The organism is Nocardia huaxiensis, from assembly GCF_013744875.1.
In the GTDB taxonomy this organism is placed as follows: Bacteria; Actinomycetota; Actinomycetes; order Mycobacteriales; family Mycobacteriaceae; genus Nocardia; species Nocardia huaxiensis.
Window position 1 is genome coordinate 5,124,251 of record NZ_CP059399.1, and the last position, 26,656, is coordinate 5,150,906.

Consider the following 26,656-nt stretch of genomic DNA (forward strand, 5'->3'; position numbering starts at 1 on the left):
ATGACTTCGATGTTGAGGGCTCGGCGAATGCTGGTGGGCGTGGTGGCGCTGGCGGGCGCGCTCACCGCATGCAGCTCGGGAGCGGATGTGACCGAACGCCAAATCATTTCCGACGCCGGCCGCGCCGAAGTACGGCGGGCCTTGGACGACGTGGTCGCGGCCGGGTACGCGGGTGTGCAGGTGGTGGTGACCGAGCACGGCCGGAACTGGACCGCGTCGGCGGGCACCGCGAATATCGAGACCGGCGCGGGCTTCCCCGAGGACGCCCGGGTGCGGATAGGCAGCAATACCAAGCCCTTCGTCGCCACGGCGATCCTGCAACTGGTCTCCGAAGGCAAGGTCGACCTGGATGCCCCCGTCGACCGGTATCTGCCCGGGGTGATCCAGGGCGACGGCATCGACGGCACCCGGATCGCGGTGCGAAACATCCTGCAGCACACCAGCGGACTGCCCGAGTACCTGGAACTGCCGGAGCTGAACTTCGACGATGTGGACACGGCGCTGCGGCAGCGCTTCGATGCCGCCGCGATGGTCCGCAATGCCGTCTCCACCATGCCGGGCCATTTCCCGCCCGGGGAGAAGGCCGAATACAGCAATACCAACTATCTGGTCGCCGGCCTGCTGATCGAGAAGGTCACCGGCAATCCCTACGGTGACGAGCTCACGCGCCGGATCAGCGAACCGCTCGGCCTGCACGCCACCTATGTGCCCGCCTGGGACGAGACCGATCTGCGCACGCCGCACCCACAGGGCTACGAGGTGATCGACGGCGTGCGCACCGATATCACGCGTTTCCCCACCTCGCTCGCGGGCCCGGCCGGAGCCATGGTGTCCACCGGTGCTGAACTGAACCGCTTCTTCACCGCGCTGCTGTCCGGAAAGCTGCTGCCTCCAGCGCAATTGGCGCAGATGCAGCGGGACACCCGCCCGCTCAGCAACCGCCCGGCGGGGATCGACTACGGGCTCGGGCTGGCCGAACTCGCCGTACCGTGCGCGAAAGAGGTCTGGGGCCATGGCGGTTCGATTCCCGGCTTCAAAACCTTCAACGGCGTCACCGCCGATGGACGCGCGGTGAGCGTGGTCGCCAACGAGCGCACCGCGGACGACACCACGGTGCAGCACGTCTTCGATACGGCGGTGTGCGCCGCGAGCTGATCACTCGGACAGGATCGCGCCGATCACCGCCAGGGCCGCGTCGCCGGTCATCTCCCAGTGCGTGGCCGGCACCGGGTGGGTGCGGACGGCCCCGTCCACCACGGGCTGCCAGGATCGAGAACCATGGTGCGGTACCGATGCGCCGGCCGCGGCGAAGTAGACGAGGTCACCTTCGAAGACCGCGCCGGTGTAGTCGCCCGCCAATCGCATCGATTGCTGTGTTGCGGTGAGGATTCGGTCGATTCTGTCGCGCGGCATGGATGCGAACAGTGGTGATCCCTCGAGGAGTTCCGCCAGCTGCGCCCAGTCCAGCTCGGCATGGTCACCGACCGCTCCCGGACCGAGCATGCCGTGCAGCACCTCGGCCGAGACGGTCGCGACCGCCGGGGGACCGTCGGGTGCGGCTGCCGGGTGCACGCTGTCCATGAGCGCCAGCAGCGCCACCTTCTCGCCCTCGGCCTGCAGTCGTGTCGCAATGGCGTGGGCGAGAATGCCGCCCAGCGACCAGCCGAGCAGATGGTAGGGGCCGCTGCGCTGGACCGACCGCATCTCCTCGACATAGCGCCCGGCCCACGCGGCGATGGAATCGGGCAGGTCCTCGCCCGCGAGGGCGGGCGATTGCAGGCCGTAGATCGGGCGATCGTCGCGCAGGTGCGTGGACAGGCGGGCGAACGACCAGGCCAGGCCGCCCACGGGGTGAATGCAGAACAGGGGTTCGGCCGTGCCCGCCGTGCGCAGCGGCAAGAGCACCCGGAAGGCGTCGGCGCCGCCTGGCGCGCCGGATCGCAGCACCGAATCGATCAGTGCGGCAAAGCTTTCCACCCGCGGATGCGCGAACAGCTCGGCGACGCGCAGTTCGACACCCCAGGACCGCTGCACCTGGTTGATCACCTGCACCGCCAGCAGGGAATGCCCGCCGAGGGCGAAGAAGTCGTCGTCCAGGCCGATCCGGTCGAGCTGAAGGACCTCGCCGAAGATCCGCGCCACCGCCTGCTCGAATACCGTTGCGGGTTCCCGGAATTCGCCGCTGAGCAGGACCGGTTCCGGGAGCGCTTCGCGGTCGAGCTTGCCATTGGCGGTCAGGGTGAAGGACTCGACCGGCACGATGGCCGCCGGAACCAGGTAGTCGGGGAGCTGCTCGCCGAGGTGGCGGCGCAGGCTCGCCACCCGGTCCAGCAGGCCCGGATCATTGGTGTAGGTGATGGCGGATGAATCCGCCGCCCCGCGATGGACATCGGTCAGGATCTCCGCGTCGCCGTCGAGGTAGACGATCTCGAACCTCCCTGCCTCCGGGGACCAGGTCGGTACCGCAGTGTAGCCGAATTCCGCTCCCAGCGCACACATCTGCTCGGGGGTCGTGGCCTCTGCGTCCGCAATCTCGGCCAGGGCGTCGGTGACCTGATCGAGCCGTCCGATGGCCGCATGAACAGCGACGTCCGGCAGGATCAGGGCGTGCGGGATGCCGGTCACCCGGACACCGCGTGGGCGGTCCGCACCCAATAGCGCTGCCACCGAGTCGATTCCGGCATAGCGTGCCGATTCCACCCCGGCGAGTGACCGGGCCGCCACGGGGGCCTTGCGCAGCACCGCTTCATAACGGTACCGGGTCAGCTCATTGTCCGCGCCGGCGTGTTTGAGCTGGATATCGACCGCGCCGATGCCGGGCAGCTCCCGCGCGAGCGCGGCGAAGAACTCGGGTGCGACCAGAAGTTCCCGCTCCGCCAGCACATCTCGCCGCACCAGCGGACCGAGCCGGGACATCGAGTTCTCGCCGCCGGAGCGCGCGAGCTGCACGCCGGTGGCGAACGGCCCGAGCAGGGCCTGATTGCGGATATCGCCGAGGAACAGCGCGCCGCCGGGAACGAGCAGCCGCAACGCCTTCTCGATGACGTCGATGAGGTAGGCGGCGCTGGGGAAGTACTGCGCCACCGAATTCAGGACGACCGTGTCGAAATGGCCGGGCGGCAGGCCATCGATCACATCGGCCGGTTGCGCGCGCAGGCGCACGCGCTCGGTCCAGGGCTGACCGAGCTGCGCCAGCTGCGCGCCCAGCACCTCGATGGTGGCGGCGGAAAGGTCTGTGCCCCAATATTCTTCGCACTCCGGCCCGAGCTGGGACAGCAGCAGTCCCGAGCCCACGCCCAGTTCGAGGATGCGGCTCGGGCGCAGCGCGCGAATCCGCTCCACGGTCACCTCGCGCCACTGCCGAATCTGGTCCAGGGGCAGCTCGGCACCGGTGTAGCTGCTGTTCCAGCCGCTGAAGTCGGATCCGAACCCGCTGTCCGGCAGCCGATCCGCGTCCTCGCGCCCGTAGTGGTCGTCGTACATGGTGCGCCAGTGGTCGACGATATCGGCCGCACCGGCGTCGGCGGCATCCGTCCGAACCGCCGGATCGAACCGCACATACGCGACGAGTTGTTCGATGCCCCCGGTTTCCGAGCCCGCGCGGGCCAGCACGGCCGCCTCCGCCACGGCGGGATGCGCCCGCACCACGGACTCGACCTCCCCGGGTTCGATGCGGAAGCCGCGAATCTTGACCTGATCGTCTGTGCGACCGAGGAATTCGAGCACCCCGGCGCGATTCCACCGGCCGCGATCACCGGTGCGGTACAGCCGCCGCCCGCTGCCGAACGGGTCGGCGACGAAGCGCGCGGCCGTGACGCCCGGACGCCGGTGATAGCCCCGGGTGACCTGCACGCCCGCCACGTACAGCTCACCGGGCACCCCCGCCGGGACCGGACGAAGGGAGGAATCCAGCAGGTACACAGCGCTTCCCGGCAAGGCGGTGCCGATCGGCACCGTGCCGTCGGCGGCGGCCTCGCGCACCTCGTATTCGGTCACCATGACGGTGGTCTCGGCCGGGCCGTAGCCGTCGACGACGCGGACGGCGGGTTGCCGGGCCAGCAATCGCCGCACCAGCGCCTGCGGCAGACTGTCGCCGCCGAGGGTGAGCTGGGCGAGCACACCGAGATCGCGGCCGGGCGTGGATTCCAGATGGTCGAGCAGCGCCGAGAGCAGCGGCGGGGTCAGGAATGCCTTGGTGACACCGGCCTGCGGGATCAGCCGGGCCAATTCCGTGACGTCGGAACGTTGTTCGCCGGCCAGCACCAAGGTCGCGCCGCCCGCCAGGGCGGGCCACAGCTCGTACACCGAGGCGTCGAAGGAGATGGAGGAGTGCACGAGGACGCGGTCGCGCGGGGTGATGGGCCAGCCCTGGGTGAGCAGGTTCGCGAGGTTACGGTGGCTCACCGCAACACCTTTGGGCGTCCCGGTCGATCCCGAGGTGTAGATGAGATACGCCAGATCATCCAGGCCGGGCGCACGCCCGGACCGCTGTCCGGCGCCGGGCGCGGCCGGCTCGTCGAGAAATATCACGGGCGCGGAGTGCGGCGGCAGCAGCGGCGCTGTCGCGCGATCGGTCAGGACCGCGATCGGGTCCGCATCGGCGAGCATGAAGCTCACGCGCTCGGCCGGATAGTGCGGATCCACCGGCACGTACGCGCCACCCGCCCGCATGACGCCCAGCGCGGCGATGACGAAATCCACCGATCGCGGCAGGACGACGGCCACGACCGCGTCGGGCCCGATGCCTGTGCGGCCCAATGCCTCCGCGATACCGGCGGCCCGCCGATCCAGCTCCGCATAGGTCAGCTCACCCGCTGGGGAGGCCACGGCGATCGCGTCGGGAGTCCGGTGCGCCCAGCCCGCTACCGCTGCCACGAGGGTGGTGTCCGAGGCGGCGTGCCGCGAGCCGGCGGTCGCCTCGGCCAGGCGTGCGTGCTCGGCGGCGTCGAGCAGGTCCAGCGCGTCGATCCGCAGCGTGGGTTCGGCGGTGACCGCCGCGAGCAGGCGTAGATATCGATCGACGGTGGCGGCGACGGTCGCCTCCTCGAACAGGTCCGTCGCGTACTCGACGAATCCGTTCCACTCGGCGGCGGCGGGATCGTCGGCGATATTGAACGCCAGGTCGAAACGGGCGGCACCGGTGGTCACCGGCATCGCGGACAGTTCAGCGCCCGGCACCGCGACATCGGGCAGGGCGGTGTTCTGGAACGCCAGGCCCACCTGGAACAGCGGATGATGCGCGGTGCTGCGGGCCGGATTGAGCATCTCGACCAGCAGCTCGAACGGCGCGTCCTGATTCTCGTAGGCGGCCAGGGCTTTCGACCGCACCTGTGCCAGATGGTCGGCGAAACCGCCCACCGGATCGATCCGCACCCGCAGCACCCAGGTATTGACGAAGAAGCCGACGAGATCGTGCAAAGCCTCATCGGTCCGGTTCGCGATCGGCACCCCGATCGTAATATCGTGCCCGGCACCGAGTTTCGCCATGAGCACGGCCAAACCCGTTTGCAGCACCATGGCCGGCGTGGTGCCGGTCCCGGCCGCCAGCCGTTCGACGGCGGCCCGCAGGTGCGAGCCCACGGTGAAGGTGAGGATCTCACCGGCATAGCTCGCCGCCTGCGGACGCGGACGATCGGAGGGCAGGGCGGCCAGATCGGGAAGATCCGCCAATTCCGCACGCCAGTAGTCGAATTGACGCTGCAGCAGCGGTGCCGGATCTTTTTCGGTGCCCAGTTGCGCACGCTGCCACAGGGTGTAATCCGCGTACTGGACCGCGAGGGGTTCCCAGTCCGGTGCGGCTCCGGCCACCCGGGCGCGGTAAGCCTCGGTCAAATCGCGCACCAGCGGCGCCAGCGACCACCCGTCGCCCGCGATATGGTGCGTCACCCAGACCACCACGTACTCCCGCGCCCCGCCGCGCAGGATCGCGGCCCGCATGGGAATCTCGGTGGCCAACTCGAAGGGCTGGCGCGCGAGCCCGGTCACCAGCGCGGCGAGCTCGGGCTCGGTGCCGAAATCGGCTGTCCGCAACGGTATCTCGACCTCGTCCGCGGGGCGCACGACCTGCACCGGTGAGCCGTCCACCTCCGCGAACACGGTGCGCAGGCTTTCGTGCCGGGCCACCACATCGCCGATGGCCGCCGCCAGCGCGGCGGGGTCGACGCTGCCGGTGAGCCGGACCACCATCGGCATGTTGTAGGTCGCCGACGGCCCTTCGAAGCGATGCACGAACCACAGTCGCCGCTGACTGAACGACAGGGGCACCGCCGCCGGTCGCGCCATCGGGCGCACCGGTTCCCGCGCCGCGCCGCCATCGTCGAGACGAACCGCCAGTTCGCGGACCGTCGGCGCGTCGAAGACGGTGCGGATCGGCACCTCCACGCCCATCCGGGAACGAATCCGGGTGATCAGCCGGGTCGCGAGCAGGGAATGCCCACCGAGAGCGAAGAATCCGTCGTCGATACCGACCCGCTCGACGGACAGTACCTCGGCGAACAATCCGGCCAGTACCCGCTCACGCTCGTCGCGCGGAGCCAGATACGCGGTGCCCGCATCGAACTCCGGCACCGGCAGCGCCGTGCGATCCAATTTCCCGTTCGGGGTCAATGGGAAGGCGTCGAGGACCAGCAGCGCGGCGGGCACCATGTAGTCCGGCAACCGCCGCGCCAGCCAGCGCCGCACCGCACCCACATCCAGCCCGGCGGCGGGATCGCCGGGCACCAGGTAGCCGATCAGCCTGCCCTCGGCCGCCCGCGCCAGCACCTCCGCCTGCGCCACACCCGGATGCGCGGCCAGGGCCGCCCGCACTTCGCCGAGTTCGATCCGGAAGCCGCGGATCTTCACCTGATCGTCTGCGCGGCCGAGGTATTCGAGCACACCCGTCGCAGTCCAGCGCACGAGATCACCCGTGCGGTACATGCGCCCCGCGCCGACGCGATCGAACGGATCGGCCACGAACCGGGACGCGGTGAGCCCCGGGCGATTCCGGTAGCCGCGCGTGACATGCGCACCCGCCGCATACAGTTCGCCGGTGACGCCGATCGGAACCGGGTGCAGACGTCCATCCAGGACGTACACGCGGGTATTGGGCAGTGGCGCACCGATCGGCACCGCCGCTGCGCCCGAGTCGGCGTCCGCCTCGGCCGCGGTGACGAAAACTGTTGTCTCCGTGGGGCCGTACCCGTTGCGCACCCGCGCGTCGGGAGCCGCCTCCGTCAAGGCTCGCACGGTGGCCACCGGCAGTTCCGAGCCGCCCACGACCAGTGTGCGCAGCGAGACGAGCGGCCGGTCGGGCAGTGCCGCCGCATGCTCGACGAGGGCATCGAGCAGCAGCGGCGTGCAGGCCATGCGCCGCACCCGATGCTCGCGAATGAGCCGGGCGACCTCGCCGACATCGGTGCGGTGCGCCCTGGCCAGCACCAGCGTCCCGCCCGACGCCAAGGTCGTCCAGTGCTCCCAGGTGGAGATGTCGAACGATACGGAGGTTTGTGCGAGAACCGGCGTCCCCGCCTCGAGTTCCGACTCTCCGGCGACGAGATGCACGATATTGCGGTGGTCGACGGCAACGCCTTTCGGTGTCCCGGTCGACCCCGAGGTGTAGATCACCCAGGCCAGATGTCGCGGGCGCAGCGGGGTGATCCGGTCGGCATCGGTCGGATCCGGACCGTCGTCTGCCCCGAGTTCCTCGACCGTCAGCACCCGGGCGGTGGTCGCGGGCAGCGCGGGCGCGGTCGTGTGATCGGTGAGCACCGCCGCGGGGGCCGCGTCGGCGAAGAGCACCGCCAGGCGTTGCGTGGGCTGGGTCGGGTCGATCGGCAGGTAGGCGGCCCCGGCCTTGAGGGCGCCGAGCATGGCGACGATCAGTTCCGCCGACCGCTCGGTGGCGACCGCGACCACGTCATCGGGCCCCACGCCGTACGAGATCAGTTTTCGTGCAACAGCATTGGCGCGTGCGTTCAGCTCCCGATAGGTCAATCGCGTATCACCGGCGAGCAGGGCCGCGGTTTCGGGCACCCGCCGAACCCGGTCCTCGAACAACCGCACGAGCGTCGTCTCGGGCACCGGCAGCGCGGTCCGATTCCAGTCCAGCAGCACCCGCTGCTGTTCGCCGGGGACGAACACATCGACCGCACCCACCGCGACCGCCGGGTCGGCGGCAATGGCCGTCAACACTCGCAGGTATCGCTCGACAATCGTCCGCACCGTCGCGCGATCGAACAGGTCGGTGGCGAATTCGACGAATCCCGTCCACCCCGGTTCCGGGCCGTCGGTGACGGTGAACCCCAGATCGAACCGCGACACCCCCGTGGTGAGCGAGAGCGGTTCGATGCTCCCCTCCGGCAGGGCGATATCGGGTAATGCATTGTTCTGGAAGGTGAACGCGACCTGGAACAGCGGATGGTGGGCCGCCGACCGATCCGGATTGAGCAGCTCCACCAGCCGCTCGAACGGCGCGTCCTGATGGGTGTAGGCGGCCAGCGCCTTGCCCCGCACCTGACCGAGCAGATCGACGAACGGCTGCTCCGGGGTGATGGCCAGGCGCAGCACCCAGGTATTGACGAAGAACCCGACCAGCTCGTGCAGCTCTTCGTCGGTCCGGCCCGCAATCGGGATGCCGATCGGGATGTCGTGTCCCGCACCGATATCGGCCAGCAGCACCCCCAGGGCCGCCTGCAGCGCCATGGCCGGTGTGCAGCGGGTGGCCAGCGCGAGTTCGGTGATCGCGGTCCGGGTTTCGGCGTCGATGCTGAACGGCACCGTGTCGCCCCGGAAGCTCGCCGACGCCGGCCGGGGGCGATCGGTGGGCAGGTCGGTCAGTGCGGGCAGCCCCGCCAGTTCGCCGCGCCAGTAGTCGAACTGTTCGGCCAGCAGGCTGCCGGGGTCGTCCGGGTCGCCGAGTAGATCCCGCTGCCACAGAGCGTAATCCGCGTACTGCACGGGCAGCGGCGGCCAGTCCGGTGCGGACCCGCGCACCCGCGCGGAGTAGGCGGTGACCAGATCCCGCACCAGCGGCGCGATCGACCAGCCGTCGGCGGCGATGTGGTGCATGAGCAACAACAGGACGTACTCGTCGTGCCCGCAGCGGAAGATGGTGGCCCGCACGGGAATTTCGGTGGCCAGATCGAATGGATGCCGGGCAGCCTGCCTGAGTGCGGCCGGGAGGTCCGGGGCATCGATATCGGCGATGTGCACCGGTACCCGGGCCTGATCCAGCACGAGTTGCGCTGGGACACCGTCGGTCTCGGTGAAGACCGTGCGCAGGCTCTCGTGCCGGTCCACGACATCGGCAATGGCCCGGCGCAGCGCCGGAACCCGCACCGCGCCCGTGAGCCGCACGGCGACCGGCACATTGTAGGTCGCCGAGGGGCCCTCGAAACAGTGCACGAACCACAGCCGCTGCTGGGCATACGACAAGGGGATCATCACGCCTCCCGATTCCTGTTCATGCGGCGCAGCGCGGGCCGCTGCCGCGCCCTGCTCGCCGCCGCGCATCGCTGCGCGACCTCGGCCACCGTGGGGCCCTCGAAGATTTCCCGCACCGGAAGCTCGGCGCCGAGCTCGGTGCGGATCCGGCTGACCAGCCGGGTGGCCAGGAGTGAATGGCCGCCCAGCACGAAGAAGTCGTCGTCGACGCCGACCCGGTCCACGCCGAGGATCTCGGCGAACAACCCGGCCAGCAGCCGCTCCCGGTCATCGCGCGGCTCGCGATAGGCCACGCCCGCACCGGGTTCCGGTTCCGGCAGTGCGTGGCGGTCGAGCTTGCCGTTGGCGAGCACGGGCAGGGCGTCGAGTACGACGATCGCCGCGGGCACCAGGTATTGCGGGAGCCGGCCGAGCAGGAAGCGGCGCAGCTGCGCCGCTTCGGTCCCCTCGGCCCAGGACGGCGTCACCACATAGGCGACCAGCTGCGGCCCGGCCGAACCCGAGGCGCGGGCCAGCACCACGGCCTGCGTGACCGCGGGGTGGGTGGCCAGCACGGCTTCGATCTCACCCGGCTCGATGCGCAGACCGCGGATCTTCACCTGGTCGTCGGCGCGGCCGAGGAACTCGAGCGTGCCGTCGCGGGTCCAGCGCGCCAGATCGCCGCTGCGATACAGCCGCCCGCCCGTGCCGGTGAACGGGTTCGCGACGAAATGCGCGGCCGTCAGGCCGGGCTTGCCCCAGTAGCCCTGTGCCACACCCGATCCGCCGATGTACAGCTCGCCCGTGACGCCGAGGGGCGCCCGGCGCATCCGCTCGTCCAGGACGTAGAGAGCGGTGCCGGTGGCAGGCGAACCCAGTGGCGGCACACCGGAATTCACGGTGAGCGGCCCCGACAGCGTCGCGGTGACGGTGGTTTCGGTGGGACCGTAGGCATTGAGCAGCACCTGCCGCGCCGCGAACCGGTCCACGACCTCGACGGGGCACGGTTCACCACCCACGATCACGGTGGCGTCGGCGGGCAACTGCCCGGGCAGCATCGCCAGGGCCGAGGGGGTCACATTGAGGTAATCGACCCGGTGCCGTGCCACGAAGTCGGTGAATCCCGGTCCGGGCAGGGCCTGTTCGTCATCGGGCACCACCGCGGTCGCACCGGTGAGCAGCGCGGTCCACAGGTTCACCACCGAGACGTCGAACGACAGCGCGGCCCACTGGAGAATCCGGCTGTGCGCGGTGACACCGGCCCGCGCGACATGTGCGGCCACCGTATCCGGGATACCGGCATGGGTGACCGCGACGCCCTTGGGTCTGCCGGTGGTTCCCGAGGTGTACAGCACGTACGCGACCTGCCGGGGGTCGGGGAAGGGCAGACGGACGATCGGGCGGTGCGCGAGATCCGGTGCGGTCACGTCGAGCACGGGGTGATCGGGTGCCAGTGCGCGCATGCGCTCCAGCAGCGCGGCGGTAGTGAGCACCGCTGTGGCGCCGGAATCGGTGAGCAGCAGGCGAATTCGCTCGTCGGGATGGCCCGGATCGATCGGCACGTATGCCGCGCCGGACTGGAGCACCGCGACCACGGCGGTCACCGCGTCGGCGGTGCGGGGGAGTGCGATCGCCACCACGGCGCCGGCGCTGATGCCCGCCTCGGCCAGTGCGCCGGCCAGTCGAGCCGCTGCTTCGTCCAGCTCGCGATAGGACCATTCCCGGTCGTCGGCGAGCACCGCCGTTGCCTCCGGCGTCTGCCGCACCCGGTCCGCGAACAGCTCCGGAAGCGAAGGGCACGAAGGGGTTTCGCGTCCGGCGGTGGTATTGCCGAGGTGATCGAGCACCGCGTATTCCCGTGCGTCGAGCACGTCCACGCACACCAGCGGACGCGCGGGCTCGGCGCAGGCCGTGGCCAGCACCCGCAGGTACTTGTCGATCAGTGCGGCCACGCTGGATCGGTCGAACAGGTCCGTCGCGTACTCGACCGACCCGTGCCACGGCGCACCGGTCGGTGCGTCGAAGATGTCGAAGGCCAGATCGAATCGGGCGGCGGCGATCTCCAATGGCACCGGATCGACGCGGACACCCGATATGTCGAAGCTGGGCGCCAGGGTGTTGTGGAAGGCCAGCGACACCTGGAACAACGGGTGGTGCGCGGGCGAGCGCACCGGGTCCAGTAGCTCCACCAGCAATTCGAACGGTGCGTCCTGATGGGTGTAGGCGGCCAGCGCCTTACCGCGCACCTGCGCCAGCAACTCGGTGAACGATTCGCGCCGGTCGATCGCGACCCGCAGCACCCAGGTGTTGACGAAGAAGCCGACCAGGTCGTCGAGTGCCTCGTCGGTGCGCCCGGCGATCGGGGAGCCGATCGAAATATCGTCTCCCGCACCGATTTCGGCGAGCAGCACGGCCAGGCCGGCCTGCAGCACCATGGCGGGCGTGGCGCCCGAATCCCGGGCCACCCGCTCGATCGCGGTGCGCAGCGGTGCGTCGATGGTCAAGCCGACCCGGTCGCCGCGGTAGCTCGCGACCGGCGGACGCGGCCGATCGGTGGGCAGCCGCAGCAGTTCCGGGAGCCCTTCGAGTTCCTTTCGCCAGTAATCGAATTGGGTGCTGAGGCGACTGCCGGGATCGTCGGCCGAGCCCAGCAGCTCGTGCTGCCAGATCGCGTAGTCGCTGTAGCGCACCGGCAGCGGCGTCCACTCCGGAGCGCCGTCGCCGCTGCGAGCGGCATAGGCGCGCAGGAGATCCCGCACCAGCGGAGTGGCCGACCAGCCGTCGGCGGCGATGTGGTGGATCACCAGCGCCACGACATAGGACTGCGGCCCGCCGCGCACGATCAGAGCGCGCACCGGAATCTCGTTCGCCAGGTCGAACCGGTGGGCGGCGAATTCGGTGAGCACCGTGGCCATTTCGTCCTCGGTGCCGACCGGGACGAGCGACAGCGGCACCTCGGCGCGGCTCATCGGCAGTACCCGCTGGATCGGCGCGCCATCGACCTCCTCGAACACCGTCCGCAGCGTCTCGTGCCGCTCCACCACATCGGTGAGCGCGCCGCGCAGCGCCTCCACCTGCACCGGACCGGTCAACCGGACAGCCATGGGCAGGTTGTAGGTCGCCGACGGTCCTTGGAACCGCTGGATGAACCAGAGCCGGCGCTGCCCGTGCGACAGCGGGCGCGGCGCGGTGCGCGCGGCCGGGCGCAGCGGGGGCCGCACGGCGTCGCCGGAGTCCAGCCGCTCGGCCAGTGCGGCCACCGTGCGGGCCTCGAACACCGTCTGGATCGGAACCTCCACGCCGAGCTCGGCGCGCATGCGGCTGACCAATCGGGTGGCGAGCAGCGAATGCCCGCCCAGAGCGAAGAAGTCGTCGTCGATGCCGACCGGGTCCGCGCCGAGCAGCTGCTGGAACAGACCCGCCAGCACCTGCTCGGGCGCGGTGCGCGGAGCCCGGAAGCGCACGCCCGCGGTGAATTCCGGTTCCGGAAGCGCGAGCCGGTCCAGTTTGCCGCTCGGAGTGGTGGGGAATCGCGGCAGCACGAGCACGGCCGCGGGCACCATGAACTCGGGCACCCGCTCGGCGGCGAAACGGCGCAACTGCTCCGGCTCAGGAGCGGGCATGGTGGCATCGGGGACCACGTAGCCGATGAGCCGCGGGCCGCCCGCGCCGTCGCGGACCACCGCCACCGCGGCGCTCACGCCCGGATGCGCCAGCAGCGCCGCTTCGACCTCCTCGAGTTCCACCCGGAAACCCCGGATCTTGACCTGATGGTCGGCGCGGCCCGCGTAGTCGAGTTCCCACGCGCCCGCCACGCCGGGCACGAGCCGGCCGAGGTCGCCGGTGCGGTACATGCGCCGTCCGGGCACGAACGGATCGGCCACGAAACGCTCCGCGGTCCGGCCCGGATCGCGGTGGTAGCCGCGGGCCAGTTGGCAACCGCTGACATAGATTTCACCGATCGCGCCCGGCGCGGTGCGCGACAGGTCGGTATCGAGCAGGTACACCCCGGCTCCGGGCACCGGCCGGCCGAGCGGGATGCGCTGGGTGTCGGCCACCTCGGTCATCAGAACATCGCCGGCGACCTCGGACGAACCGTAGGAGTTCACCACCGTCGCCCACGGCGACACCCGGCGCAGCGCGGAGACGGTGGCCGCGTCCAGGGCCTCGCCGCTGGTGATCCAGCGCCGCAGGCGACGTAGCCGCTCGGGCGCGGAATCGGCCAGCGCCGCGGCGAAACTCGGGACCGCCAGGAACTGGTCGGCGCGATGCGCGCGGATGAGTTCGGCCAGTGCGACACCGTCCTTCGCCTCGCGATCGTCGGCCACGACGACCCGGGCGCCGGCGATCAGTCCGCCGAGCAGTTCGGTGGTGCCGTCGATGAAGCTTGCCGAACTCTTGGCCACCCGGATCTGCCCGTCCCACCGTTCGGCGGCCCAGGCGAGGCGATTGGCCAGTGCCGCATGGGTGCCCGCGACACCCTTGGGCGTACCGGTGGATCCGGAGGTGTACACCAGATACGACAGCGAGCCCGGCAGCGGCGGCGCGAGTTCACCGGCCGGGGTCGTCGGCAGATCCTCCAGGCACGCCAGCGGTGTGGTGACCGCGGGCAGGCGCTGTGCGGTCGCGCGATCGGTCAGCAGTATCACCGGCCGGGCGTGGCCGATCATGAACTCGATGCGGTCGGGCGGATAGGACGGGTCGAGGGGCAGGTAGGCGCTGCCGGCGTACAGCACGGCGAGCAGTGCGATCGGAAGCTCCGCCGAACGGGGCAGTGCGACAGCGACGATCGCATCGCGCCCGGCCCCGCGTGCGGCCAGCGCCCCGGCGAGGGTGCGCGCGCGATCGGCCACCTCGCCGTAGGTCAGCTGGGTGGTGCCGGAGACCAGCGCGACCGCGTCGGGGGTGCGGCGCACCTGCTCCTCGAACAGGCTCACCACGGTGGTCTCCGCGCTGGTCGCCGGGGCGAGACCGTCCCAATCCGTGTGCAGGCGTTGCAGTTCCGCGTCCTCGAGGAGATTCACCGCCGACAGCGCCAGTCCGGGATCGGTCGTGACGCGGCGCAGCAGGGTCAGATAGCGATCGACGAGCGCCCGCACGGTATCGGCGTCGAACAGGTCGGTGGCGTATTCGACATAGCCGTGCCACTGCTCGGGATCGTCGATGATGTTGAACCACAAATCGAAACGCGCCGTGCCGGTGGCCACCGGCAGCAGGGTGACCGCCGCACCCGGGAATCCGATATCCGGGACGGCATTGTTCTGGAAGGCGAACGACACCTGGAACAGCGGATTGTAGGCCGCCGACCGGACCGGATTGAGCAGCTCCACCATGCGCTCGAACGGGGCATCCTGATTGGCGTAGGCCGCCAGCGCCTTCCGGCGCACCTGCGCGAGCACCGCCGCGAAGGAGTCGTCCGGCGCGAGGCCGACGCGCAGAATCCAGGTATTGACGAAGAAGCCGACCAGCTCGTCCAGCGCCGCGTCCGTGCGGCCCGCGATCGGCGAGCCGATCGGAATATCGCGGCCCGCACCGAGTTTCGACAGCAGGACCGCCAGCGCCGCCTGCAGCACCATGGCGGGCGTCGCCCCGGAGTGCTCGGCCAGCGCGCGCACGGCCGCCCGCAGGTCGGCGTCGATCGTGAGTTCCAGGGTGTCGCCGCGATGGCTGGCCACCGGCGGCCGCGGCCGGTCCGTGGGCAGCGCGAGCAGGTCGGGGAGCCCGGTCAGTTCATTGCGCCAGTAGTCGAGCTGCCGGGCCAGCAGGCTCGTGGCATCGTTCTCGGCGCCGAGCAGCTCCTGCTGCCACAGGGTGTAATCCACATACTGCACCGGCAATTCGGGCAGCGGGGTGGCCTGGCCCGCCAATCGCGCGGCATACGCGTCGACGAGATCACGCACCAGCGGACCGAACGACCAGCCGTCACCGGCGATGTGATGCATCAGCAGCACCAGTGTGGTCTCGGTGTCGCCGCGCCGGAAGATGCTCGCGCGCAAGGGAATCTCGTGCGCGAGATCGAAGGGGTGGCGGACCGCCGCGGCCACGGCGGCCGCGGGATCGCCGACCTCGGCCACCTGCACCGGTACCTCCACACCGGCTGCCGGTAGCACCAGCTGAACCGGAATGCCGTCCGTCTCACCGAATATCGTGCGCAGGCTCTCGTGCCGGCAGACCACATCCTGCACGGCCCCGGCCAATGCGCCGGGGTCGACCGAGCCGGTCAGGCGCACCACCATCGGCATGTTGTAGGTGGCCGACGGCCCCTCGAAGCGGTGGATGAACCACAGCCGGCGCTGCGCGAACGACAGCGGGACGGCCGCCGGTCGCGGCACGGGCCGCAAGGGGATTCGCACCAGCGCGGTGTCATCGAGCCGTTCGGCGAGCTCGCGCACCGTGGTGGCCTCGAACACCGTCCGGATCGGCACCTCGACGCCCAGCGCCGAGCGAATCCGGCTCACCAGGCGCGTGGCCAGCAGGGAATGTCCGCCGAGCGCGAAGAACCCGTCGTCGATACCGACCCGATCCAGGCCGAGCACCTCGGCGAACAGTTCTGTCAGCGTTCGCTCGCGGTCGGTGCGCGGCGCGAGGTAGGCCGCGCCCGCCTCGAAGTCCGGTGCGGGCAGCGCCGCCCGATCGAGCTTGCCATTGGGCGTCAGAGGGAATCGGTCCACGACCACGATGGCGGCGGGAACCATGAACTCGGGCAGCCGCTCGGCCACGAAACGCCGCACCTGCGCGAGCCGTTCCACCGCACCGGGGTCACTGGCGTAGGCGCCGGGGGAGCGGTCGGCCGTCCCGGCGAACAGATCGCCCAGGCATACGGTGTCGGCGTCGGGGCCGGTGAAGACCACGTCCATGGCCCCCGGCACGGTGGACCAGGTGACCAGCGCGGTGTACCCGCACCGCGCGGCCAGGGCGTGCAGCTCTTCGGGGGTCAGGGCGTCCGGTGTCGAAGCCGCTGCGGCGGAACGGATCTCGGCGAGATCGGCCGCGGTGTCCAGTGCGCGTGCGGCGGCCACGTCCGGTGCGAGACCGGCGTGCGGGACGGCCGCGAAACGCACAGTCTCCGGCCGGACTTCGGTGAGATGGCGCTCCATTGCCGTATGGCCGGAGTAGTCGATCCGCTCGACCCCGGCCAGGGAGCGCACCGCGACCGGACCCTTGCGGAGCACGACTTCGTAGCGGTAGCAGGTCAATTCATTGATCGAGGCCCCGCGCTTGAGGCGGATGTCGACCGCGGCGATGTCCGCGCTCCGCTGGGCCAGCGCCGTGAAGAACTCCGGGGCGAGCAGAAGCTCCTTGTCCACCAGCATGTCCCGGCGCAGCAGGGCACGCAACGCGTCGAGATCCGAAGGCGCGGTGGGATCCTGCAAGCGCACGCCGGTGACGAACTCGCGCAGCAGCGCGTGATTGCGGATATCGCCGAGATACAGGCTGCCGCCGGGTTTCAGCAGGCGCATGGCCTGATCGATGACATCGACCAGATACGCGGCATTGGGGAAGTACTGGACCACGGAGTTCACCACGATGGTGTCGAAGTGGTTCTCCGGCAGCCCCTCGGTCTCGTCGGCGGCCCGCACCAGCAGTTCCACCCGATCCGCCCAGTCCCCGGCGCCGGCCAGCCGCCGCCGCAGGTTGGCGATGGTCGCTCCGGAAAAGTCCGTGCCCCAGTAGGTTTCGCATTCGGGGGCGAGCCGGGCCAGCAGCAGTCCGGAGCCGACGCCGATCTCGAGCACCCGGCGGGGCGCGAGGGCGCGAATCCGGTCCACGACCGCCGACTGCCACTCCAGCATCTGTGCGAGCGGAATCGGCTCTCCGGTATAGCTGCTGTTCCAGCCGCTGAAATCGGAGCCCAGCGCGAGCTCGCCCTGATCCGGGACATAGACCTCGGAGCCGGTGTAGAGATCGTCGTAGACCTGATGCCACTGCGCGACCAGATCGGCGTCGGGTTCGGCCTCGCGCCGCAGGGCCGCTTCCGGGTCGAAGACCACGTAGCCGACGAGCTGTTTCCCCGCATCGGCGGCCGTGCCGGTCCGGGCCACCACGGCGGCCTGCGCGACCGCCGGATGCGCGCGCAGCACCGCTTCGACCTCGCCCGGTTCGATCCGGAAGCCGCGCACCTTCACCTGATCGTCGACCCGGCCGACGTACTCGATGGCCCCGGCGGCCGTCCAGCGCACCAGATCACCGGAGCGATACATGCGGCTTCCCCTGTCCCCGAAGGGATTCGCGACGAAGCGGCCGGCTGTCAGGCCGGGCCGCCCGCGGTAGCCGCGGGTCACGCCGTCGCCGCTGATCCACAGCTCCCCGACGACACCCACCGGCACCGGTCGCAGGCCCTGGTCGAGCACGAAGACGCGCACATTGCCCAGGGGCATACCGATCGGCACGTCGTCGTCATGGCCGTGCCCGGGGTGCGGGTAGCTGGTGGCGAAGGTGGTCGTTTCGGTCGGGCCATAGACGTGCACCAGCCGTGTCCGTGGTGCGGCGGTCACCGCGCGCCCGAAGATCCGCGCCGAGACGCCCTCACCGCCGGTCCATACTTCCCGCAGTGCGGCAAGGGTTTCCGGGGACTGCTCGACCAGCATGTTGAACAGCACGGTGGTCAGGAACAGGGCGGTGACCCGGTGGGTGCGCACCTGCTCGGCGATGGTGTCGATTCCGGTGCGCCCGGGCGGCGCGACGACGACCGTGCCGCCGCGAACCAGCGGAACCCAGATTTCGTAGGTGGAGGCATCGAAGGACACCGAGGACTGCATGAGCACCCGGTGATGCGCGTCCGACCATGCCGTTCCCGCAACGAGATTCACGATATTGCGGTGGCTGACGGCGACCGCCTTGGGCAGACCGGTGGAGCCGGAGGTGTAGACGAGATAGGCCAGATGCTGCGGGCGCGTGCCGGACGAAGCGGGAGCCGCGGCGGTGTCCGCGGATTCCGCATCGAGGAGAACGCGTGGAATCCGGTTGCCGGGCAGTACATCCGGAGTGTCGGTGACGGCGTCGGTGAGGATCAGCACGGGCCGGGCATCGGCGAGGATGTAGCCGTTGCGGTCACTCGGATACGCCGGATCGATGGCCAGATAGCAGCCGCCCGCCTTGAGCACCGCGAGCAGCGCGACGATCAGCTCGGGCGAGCGCGGCAGCGCCACCGCCGCGACGGTGTCCGGGCCGAGACCGTGGGCCATCAGGCGCGCGGCCAGCGTCTCGGCCCGCTGGTCCAGCTCGCGATAAGTCAGCCGCCGCGTGCCGGATTCGAGGGCGACGGCATCCGGGGTCCGGCGCACCTGCCGGGCGAACAGCTCTGGCACGGTCACCGCCGGCACGGCCGAACCGCCCGCATTCCAGTCGATGAGCATGCGCTCGCGCTCGGCGTCGTCGAGCAGTTCGATACCGCCGACCCGCGTCCTCGGTTCGGCCAGCACCTGATCGAGCACGCGATGGAATCGGGCGATCAACTGCTCGACGGTCGCGCGGTCGAACAGATCGGTGGCGTATTCGACGAACCCGGCGTAGCCGCCCGAATCATCCAGGGCGTCACCGAGACTGAAGAACAGATCGAAGCGCGCGGTGCCGGTCGGCGCCGGCAGCACCTCCACCTCGAGTTCGGGGAACGGCGAGGCGGGCAGTGCGGTGTTCTGCAGGGCGAACGCCACCTGGAACAGTGAATGGTGCGCGGTGGACCGCAGCGGATTGAGCAGTTCCACCAGCCGCTCGAACGGCGCGTCCTGATGGGCGTAGGCGGCCAGCGCCTTGTCCCGGACCCCGGCGAGCACCTCCTCGAAACCGGCGTCGGCCGTCACCCGCGCGCGCAGCACCCAGGTGTTGACGAAGAAGCCCACCAGTTCGTCGAGGGCGGCGTCGGTGCGCCCGGCGATCGGCGCGCCGATCGGAATATCTTGTCCGGCCCCGAGTTTGAACAGCAGCACGGCCAGCACCGACTGCAACACCATGGACGGGGTGGTCCCGGTGTCGCGGGCCAGCTCGTGGATCGCGCGCCGCTGCCGGGCATCCAGGTGCAGGGGCGCGAGATCGCCACGGTAGCTGGCGATCTGGGGCCGGGACCGGTCGGCGGGCAGGGTGATGAGTTCGGGCAGATCATGCAGTTCGGCCCGCCAGTAGGCGATCTGACGTGCCAGCAGACTGTCCGGATCGTCCTCGGATCCGAGCAATTGCTGTTGCCACAGTGTGTAATCGGCGTACTGCACGGGCAGGGGCCGCCAGTCCGGCGCGCCGTCGGCGCAGCGCGCGCGGTAGGCGCGGCCGAGATCGCCGATGAGCGGCGCGAACGACCAGCCGTCACCGGCGATGTGATGGACGAGCAGCATCAGGACGTGCTCGTCGCCGCCGGATCGCAGCAGGGTGGCGCGGATCGGGAGTTCTGCGGACAGATCGAAGCGGTAGCGCGCGCTATCGGCAAGCGCGGCAGCGAGATCGGCGGCATCGTGTACCGGGATGCGGACCGGCGCCGCTTCCGGGCCCAGCACGACCTGCACCGCCGAACCGTCGATCTCGCGGAACACGGTGCGCAGGCTCTCGTGCCGCGCGATCACATCGGCCAGGGCTCGGCCGAGCGCGTCCACGTGCAGCGTGCCCCGCAGCCGCACGGCGATGGCCATGTTGTAGGTGGCCGAAGCGCCCTCGTAGCGGTGGATGAACCACAGGCGCTGCTGCGCATACGACAGCGGGAGCCGATCCGGGCGGCGCATCGGCCGCAGGTCGGGCCGGGCCGCGGCCTCGCCGTGCAAGCGCTGGGCCAGCCCGGCCACGGTGGGTGCGTCGAAGACCGCGCGAATGGGCACCTCGACGTGCAGCGCGTCGCGGATCGCGCTGACCAGGCGGGTGGCCAGCAGCGAATGCCCGCCCAGGGCGAAGAAGTCGTCCTCGGTCCCGACCCGTTCGACGCCCAGCAGCTTCTCGAACAGGCCCGCGAGCACCCGCTCCCGCTCGGTACGGGGCGCACGATAATCTCCGGTGGCGAACTGCGGTTCCGGCAGCGCGGATCGGTCCAGCTTGCCATTGGGGGTCAGCGGCAACCGGTCCAGCGCCACGATGGCGGCGGGAACCATGAAGGCGGGCAGGCGTTCCGCGAGGCGCTGCCGCACCCGGGCCACGTCCACCGGACCGGCCGAGGTGATGTAGCCCAGCAGTCCCGCGCCGCCGGGCCGCACGGTCACCACGGCCTGGGCCACCTCGGGGTCGGCGGCCAATGCGGCCTGCACCTCACCGATTTCGATGCGGTAGCCGCGAATCTTGACCTGATCGTCGGCGCGGCCCAGATAGTGCAGCACGCCGTCGGCCCGCCTGCGCACCACATCGCCGGTGCGGTACATGCGCCCGCCGTCGACCGGATCGGCGAGGAATCTGGTCGCGGTCAGTCCCGCGCGGCCGAAGTATCCGCGCCCGACCTGGCCGCCGGCCACATACAGTTCACCGGGCACCCCGATCGGCACCGGGCGCAGCCGCGAATCCAGCACGTGCACACGCACATTCGGCAGCGGCAGGCCGATCGGCACCGGGCCGGACACCGGCTCGCCGGTGGTGGTGAACGCGGTCACCACCACGGTGGTCTCGGTCGGGCCGTAACCGTTGACGAGCCGCAGGCCCGGCGCGTGGGCGCGGGCGCGGTCGACGAGGTCACCGGTGAACGGCTCACCCATGAGCACGAGTTGATCCGGGGCGGGCGCGGTGTCGCCGGTGAGCTCGGCGAAGGCCGAGGGGACGGTGCTGAGGATGCCGCCGGTCAGGGGTGTGTGCTCGAGAACGGCGAGCACGTCGTCGAGGATTTCCACGCAGCCGCCCGCGGCGAGCGTGCCGAAGATCTCGAAGACCGAGACGTCGAAGGCGGTTGACGTGGTGGCCCGCATCGGCCCGGAATCCGGCTGTCCCGCCAGGGATTTCGCGGCCAGCACGTGATGCGCCAGGTTCGCATGGCTGATGGCCACACCCTTGGGGACGCCCGTCGATCCGGAGGTGTAGATGAGATAGGCGAGGTTGTGCGGTCGCGGCGGGACCGGAGCGGCGCCGGTCTCGAGGTGTTCGAGGTGTGCGAGCAGCAGGGTGGGCGCCTCGCAGTCGGGCAGGCTCGACGCCGTACGGTCGTCGGTGAGGACCGCGACCGGGTCGGCGTCGGTGAGCATGAACGCCAGGCGTTCTCGCGGATAGCCCGGATCGATCGGGAGGTAGGCCGCGCCCGCGCGCAGAACGGCCAGCAGGGCCACCACGAGGTCGGCCGTGCGCGGCAGCGCGACCGCGACGATCCGCTCCGGGCCGGCACCGTGCGCGGCCAGAGCGCGTGCGACGGCATTCGCGCGACGGTCCAGCTCACGGTAGGTCAGCCGGGTCTGTCCCGAGACGACCGCGGTCGCGTCGGGGGAGCGCCGCACCTGCTCGGTGAGCCGATCCAGCAGTGTCCGTTGCGGATCGACGGTGAGTGCCGGTCCGCTGCCGAGTGCGCGCAATTGCCGCAGCTGCGCGGCGTCGACCAGGGGGAACCCGTCGAGTGGCCGATCCGGAGCCGCGGTCACGGCGGTCAGCAGTCTCAGGTAGCGGTCGACGAGCGTGATGACCGTCGTGCGATCGAAAAGATCCGTCGCGTACTCGACGAAACCGTCCCACGGCTGCTCTGCCGGACTGTCGATAATATTGAAGCCCAAGTCGATTCGCGCCGTCCCGGTGGTGACCGGCATCGGCGTGGCCGCGATCCCCGGCAGCGTCAGCGTCGGCGTCGCGGTGTTCTGGAATGCGAGGCCCACCTGGAACAGTGGGTGATGGGTCGTCGAGCGGCGCGGTGCCAGCAGCTCCACCAGCCGCTCGAACGGCAGGTCCTGATGGGCGTACGCCGCGAGGGCTTTGCCGCGCACCTGGGCGAGCAGCTCGGCGAAGGTGCAGCCCGGCGTCACCCGGACCCGCAGTACCCAGGTATTGACCAGACAGCCCACAAGCTCCTCGAGTGCCGCGTCGGTACGGCCCGCGATCGGCGACCCGATCGGAATATCGTGGCCCGCACCATGTTCGGACAGCAGGACGGCCAGCGCCGCCTGCAACACCATGGCCGGTGTGGCCCCCGACCGGGCGGCCATTTGCTGCACGGCCTGCCGGGTTCCGGCGGCAATGGTGACCGGCACGGTGTCGCCGCGGTAACTGGCCACCGGCGGGCGCGCCCGATCGGCGGGCAGGGTGATCAGCTCCGGGAGCTCGGCGAGTTCGTCGCGCCAGTAGGCGAATTGGCGTGCCAGCAGGCTGTTCGGATCGTCGGCCGCACCGAGGAGTTCGTCCTGCCACAGGGTGTAGTCGGCGTACTGGATCGGCACGGGATTCCACTGCGGTGCGGCGCCGTGCGCTCGTGCGGCGTAGCTCTCGGCGAGATCGCGCAGCAAGGGGGCCAATGACCAACCGTCGCAGGCGATGTGGTGGATCACCAGGACCAGAGTGTGGTCGCGGTCCGAACGCCGGAGCAGGGTGGCAGACAGCGGGGAATCCGACTCGGGATCCACGGGGCTCGCGGACAGCTCCGCCGCCGCCCGCTCCAGCGCCGCATCCGACTCGACGGTGCGGATCTCGACCGGCACCGGCGCGGGCTCGGCGACGAATTGCTCGGGCACACCGTCGGATTCGACGATGCGGGTGCGCAGCGCCTCGTGCCGGGCCACGGTGTCGGTGAGCGCGGCGGTCAGCGCCGCGGTATCGAGCTCGCCGACCAGACGGACGGCGGTCGGCACATTGTAGATCGCCGACGGTCCGGCCAGCCGGTGCACGAACCACAGGCGGCGTTGCGCGAACGAAGCGGGGATCCGCTCCGGTCTGGGCATCGGGCGGGGGACCGGCCGGACGGGCATCGCGGTGTCGCAGGCGCGGGCCAGGGTGGCGACCGTGGGCGCGTCGAACACGGCGCGAATCGACAGTTCGATACTCCATTCGGCCCGCAACCGACCGACCAGACGCGTTGCCAGCAGCGAGTTTCCGCCCAGGGCGAAGAAGTCGTCGTCGATGCCCACCCGGTCCGCGCCGAGCAGCACGGCGAACAGCTCGGCCAGCGCCGCCTCTCGCTCCGACCCGGGCGCCCGATACTGGGTTCCGGCGTCGAAGGCCGGGCTCGGCAGGGCCGCGCGGTCCAGCTTTCCATTGACGGTCAGCGGGAACCGCGGCACGACCGTCACCGCCGCGGGCACCATGTAGTCCGGAACCCGGCCGGCCAGCCAGCGCCGGATCCGTGCACCGTCGAGCTCCGCCCCGTCGGCCGCGACGATATATCCGAGCAGTTGCCGATCACCGGAATGCGGTGCGGGCCGGGTGATCACGGTGGCCTGCGCGACATCCGGATGGCCCGCGAGGGCGGCGCGCACCTCGTCCGGCTCGATCCGGAATCCCCGGATCTTGACCTGGTCGTCGGCGCGGCCCAGATACTCGAGCGCGCCGAAACCATTGCGCCGGGCCACATCTCCGGTGCGATACATCCGCGCGCCGGGGTCGGACGCGAAGGGGTCGGCGACGAATCGCGTCGCGGTGAGGCCGGGCTTACCGCGATAACCGCGCGTGACCTGCGAGCCCGACACATAGAGTTCCCCGGCGACGCCGGCGGGTACCGGGCGCAACCAGGCATCCAGCACATGCAGGCGCAGATCCCCGATCGGCTCACCGATGGGGCTGCGCCCCAGCGCCCGGTTCTCCTCGGTCAGTGCGAGTTTCGTCGTGTGCACGGTGGTCTCGGTGATGCCGTACATATTGACGATCAGGGGATCGGAGTCCGGGTCGTCCGAATACCAGTTCTCGAGCCGTGCGGTGTCCACCGCCTCCCCGCCCAGCACCACCGCCCGCAGCCGTGACCTGCGCTCGGGCCCGGCGGCCCGCGCGGCCGCGAGTTCGTAGAAGGCCGAAGGTGTTTGGCTGAGAATCGTCACGCCCTGATCAGTGACCACACGCCACAGCGCATCGGGTGAGCGCACCGTGTCGGGCGCGACGGCGACCACGGTGCCGCCGTGCACCAGCGCACCCCAGATCTCCCACACCGAGAAATCGAAGGCGTGCGAATGGCACCACGCCCACACGTCCTCGGGGCCAGGCCGGAAATCCGGAGCCGTCGCGGCGAAGAGTGCCGCGACATTGCGGTGGGTGACGAGCACACCCTTCGGCCTGCCGGTCGATCCGGAGGTGTAGATGAGGTAGGCCCCGTGTCCGGCCGACAGCGCTGCGTCGCGCTCGACCGGATTGTCCACGCGGGGAACGCATTCGGCGACATCGACCGTCGGTCCGGCGAAGCTGGTCAACTGCTGCCCGGTCTCGGCGTCGGTGATCAGCACCCGCGGTGCGGCATCGGCCAGCTGGTAGGCCACCCGGTCACCGGGGTAGGCCGGATCGATCGGCAGATAGGCGCCGCCCGCCTTCAGCACACCCAGCAGCGCCACGATCAGGTCGAGGGAGCGTGGAAGCGCCACCGCCACCACGGTTTCCGGGCCGACACCGTGGGCAGACAGGCGCTCGGCCACGCCATTGGCGCGTGCGTCGAGGTCGCGATAGGTCAGCACGGTAGCGCCGAGACGGGCCGCGATCCGATCCGGAGCGGTCCGGGCATGGCGTTCGACCGCGGCGACGATCAGCGGTTCGGTTCCGGGTTCACCGGTGGGAGGCGTGTTCGACGCGGCGACCACCACGATAGGTGCGACATCCACTGTGCCGATGGCGGTTTCGAGGTCGGTGGCGGCGGCATCGAGATGTCTGGACACCGACTCGAGATACCCGGCGAGATCGTCGGGACCGTAGTGCGCCGGGTCGGCGGTGAGCCGGATCGCGCCCGCCTCCAGGGTGTCCCTGTCGTGATCGATGTGCAGTGCGAGCGGTTCGCTGTCACCGGCCGAGACCATGTGGAACTCGACCGCCGCACCGTCGAGCCGGGGACCGGGGTACTGCCCGATATTCACCGTCGGGCCGAAGACGGGGGCGGATTCGCCTGCCCCGGACCGCAATCGCGCGATGGCGGGCAGGCCGAAGCGTCCGTGCCGCAGGCAGCCGAACATGGTGGACTGCACCTGCTTACCGAGTTCGGCGAAACTCGCAGCACCGTCGAGCCGCACCGGAATCGGCACCAGATCCGCCAGCAGGGCCGGAGTGCCACGCAGTGCGCCGGAGCGATTGGACACCGGGATCTGCAACCACACCGTGCGCTGTCCGGTGTAGCGTCCGGCCACCGCGGCCGCGACGCCGATGAGCACGAACGACAACCCGATGCCGTGCCGGCGCGCCTGCCGCTCCAGACCTGCCAGGGTGTCCGGGCCGAGTTCGCCGCGCAGCCGCAACCGGTTCGAATCACGGTGGGGGCCAGGGTTTCCCGGCAGTGCGGTGGGTGTCTCGAAGCGGCCGATCCAGTCGCCCCAGAACTCGGCGTCCCGGGCGCGGTCACCCTCGCGGTACCGCCGATCCGCTGCCACCAGCTCACCGAGGCGCGCGAACCCGCTGGGCTCCGGCGACCTGCCCGAGGTCAGCGCGGCGTAGATGTCGAGCACCCGCTGGAACCACAGCGTCACCCCGCCACCGTCGATCACCAGGTGGTGAAAGCACATCGCCAGGAAATACCGATCCTCGGCGATACGCAGGATGGCCACGCGAAAGAGCGTGTCCCGCACCAGATCGAAGGCGCGGTCGCACTCGTCCCGCAGATAGGCCAGCGCCGCTTCCACCGGATCGGCCGTGTTCCGCAGGTCCACCACGACCGGTGTGGCCGAGGCGGTTTCGCGCGCAGTGAGCAGGGGCCCGTCGGCGCCCGGCACGATGTGCACGCTGAGTGACTCGGTCTCCGCGACTGCCTTAGCCACCGAGTCACTCAGCGCGTCCGATGCTACAGCATCGTGGATGTCCAAGTAACTCACAATATTTCGGGCGGTCGCGGAGGCGATCTCCTGCGCCATCCAGAGCTCGGCCTGCGCCGAGGTCGGCTCGTACACGCCAGCGCCGTCGATCGACCGCATTCCAGAACCTCACAAGCAGCGAATTGACACGGTGATTCGTCCGAACCGGCCGGGAAGTCCGCCGATCGAGCGAATCCGCGGCGCCGGACGGAATCTTCGGAGACATCGTCATCGGTTGGTGCGGCGCCACACGAGATCGGCGCCGCATCGCCGCGGGCCGCCAGGCTAACACGACCGGAGCACGCATGCGCACATCCGAAAACCCCGGGAGGCAAGAAGATTCGCCAATTGTTTGCGGTAAGTGAACGTTGGACGATTCCAGTCGGCCCGCTGTACATTGGCCCCGTCGACAGGGT

3 protein-coding genes are annotated in these 26,656 nt (G+C 70.3%); 1 reads left to right on the forward strand and 2 read right to left on the reverse strand.

Translation table 11 applies throughout. The features are described 5' to 3' along the window. Window positions 1–1,155, forward strand: coding sequence for a serine hydrolase domain-containing protein (locus tag H0264_RS23130; RefSeq protein WP_181579484.1), 1,155 nt, complete (start codon window positions 1–3; stop codon window positions 1,153–1,155). Here H0264_RS23130 and H0264_RS23135 read toward each other — a convergent pair whose 3' ends face one another. Further along, window positions 1,156–9,423, reverse strand: coding sequence for a non-ribosomal peptide synthetase (locus H0264_RS23135; protein ID WP_181579485.1), 8,268 nt, complete (start codon window positions 9,421–9,423; stop codon window positions 1,156–1,158). It abuts the gene before it with no gap. Next, window positions 9,423–26,360: a non-ribosomal peptide synthetase gene (locus H0264_RS23140; protein ID WP_181579486.1), complete on the reverse strand. Its 16,938-nt coding sequence runs from the start codon at window positions 26,358–26,360 to the stop codon at window positions 9,423–9,425. Before H0264_RS23140 ends, H0264_RS23135 begins: the two co-directional genes overlap by 1 nt. Between the last annotated feature and the right edge of the window lie 296 nt (window positions 26,361–26,656).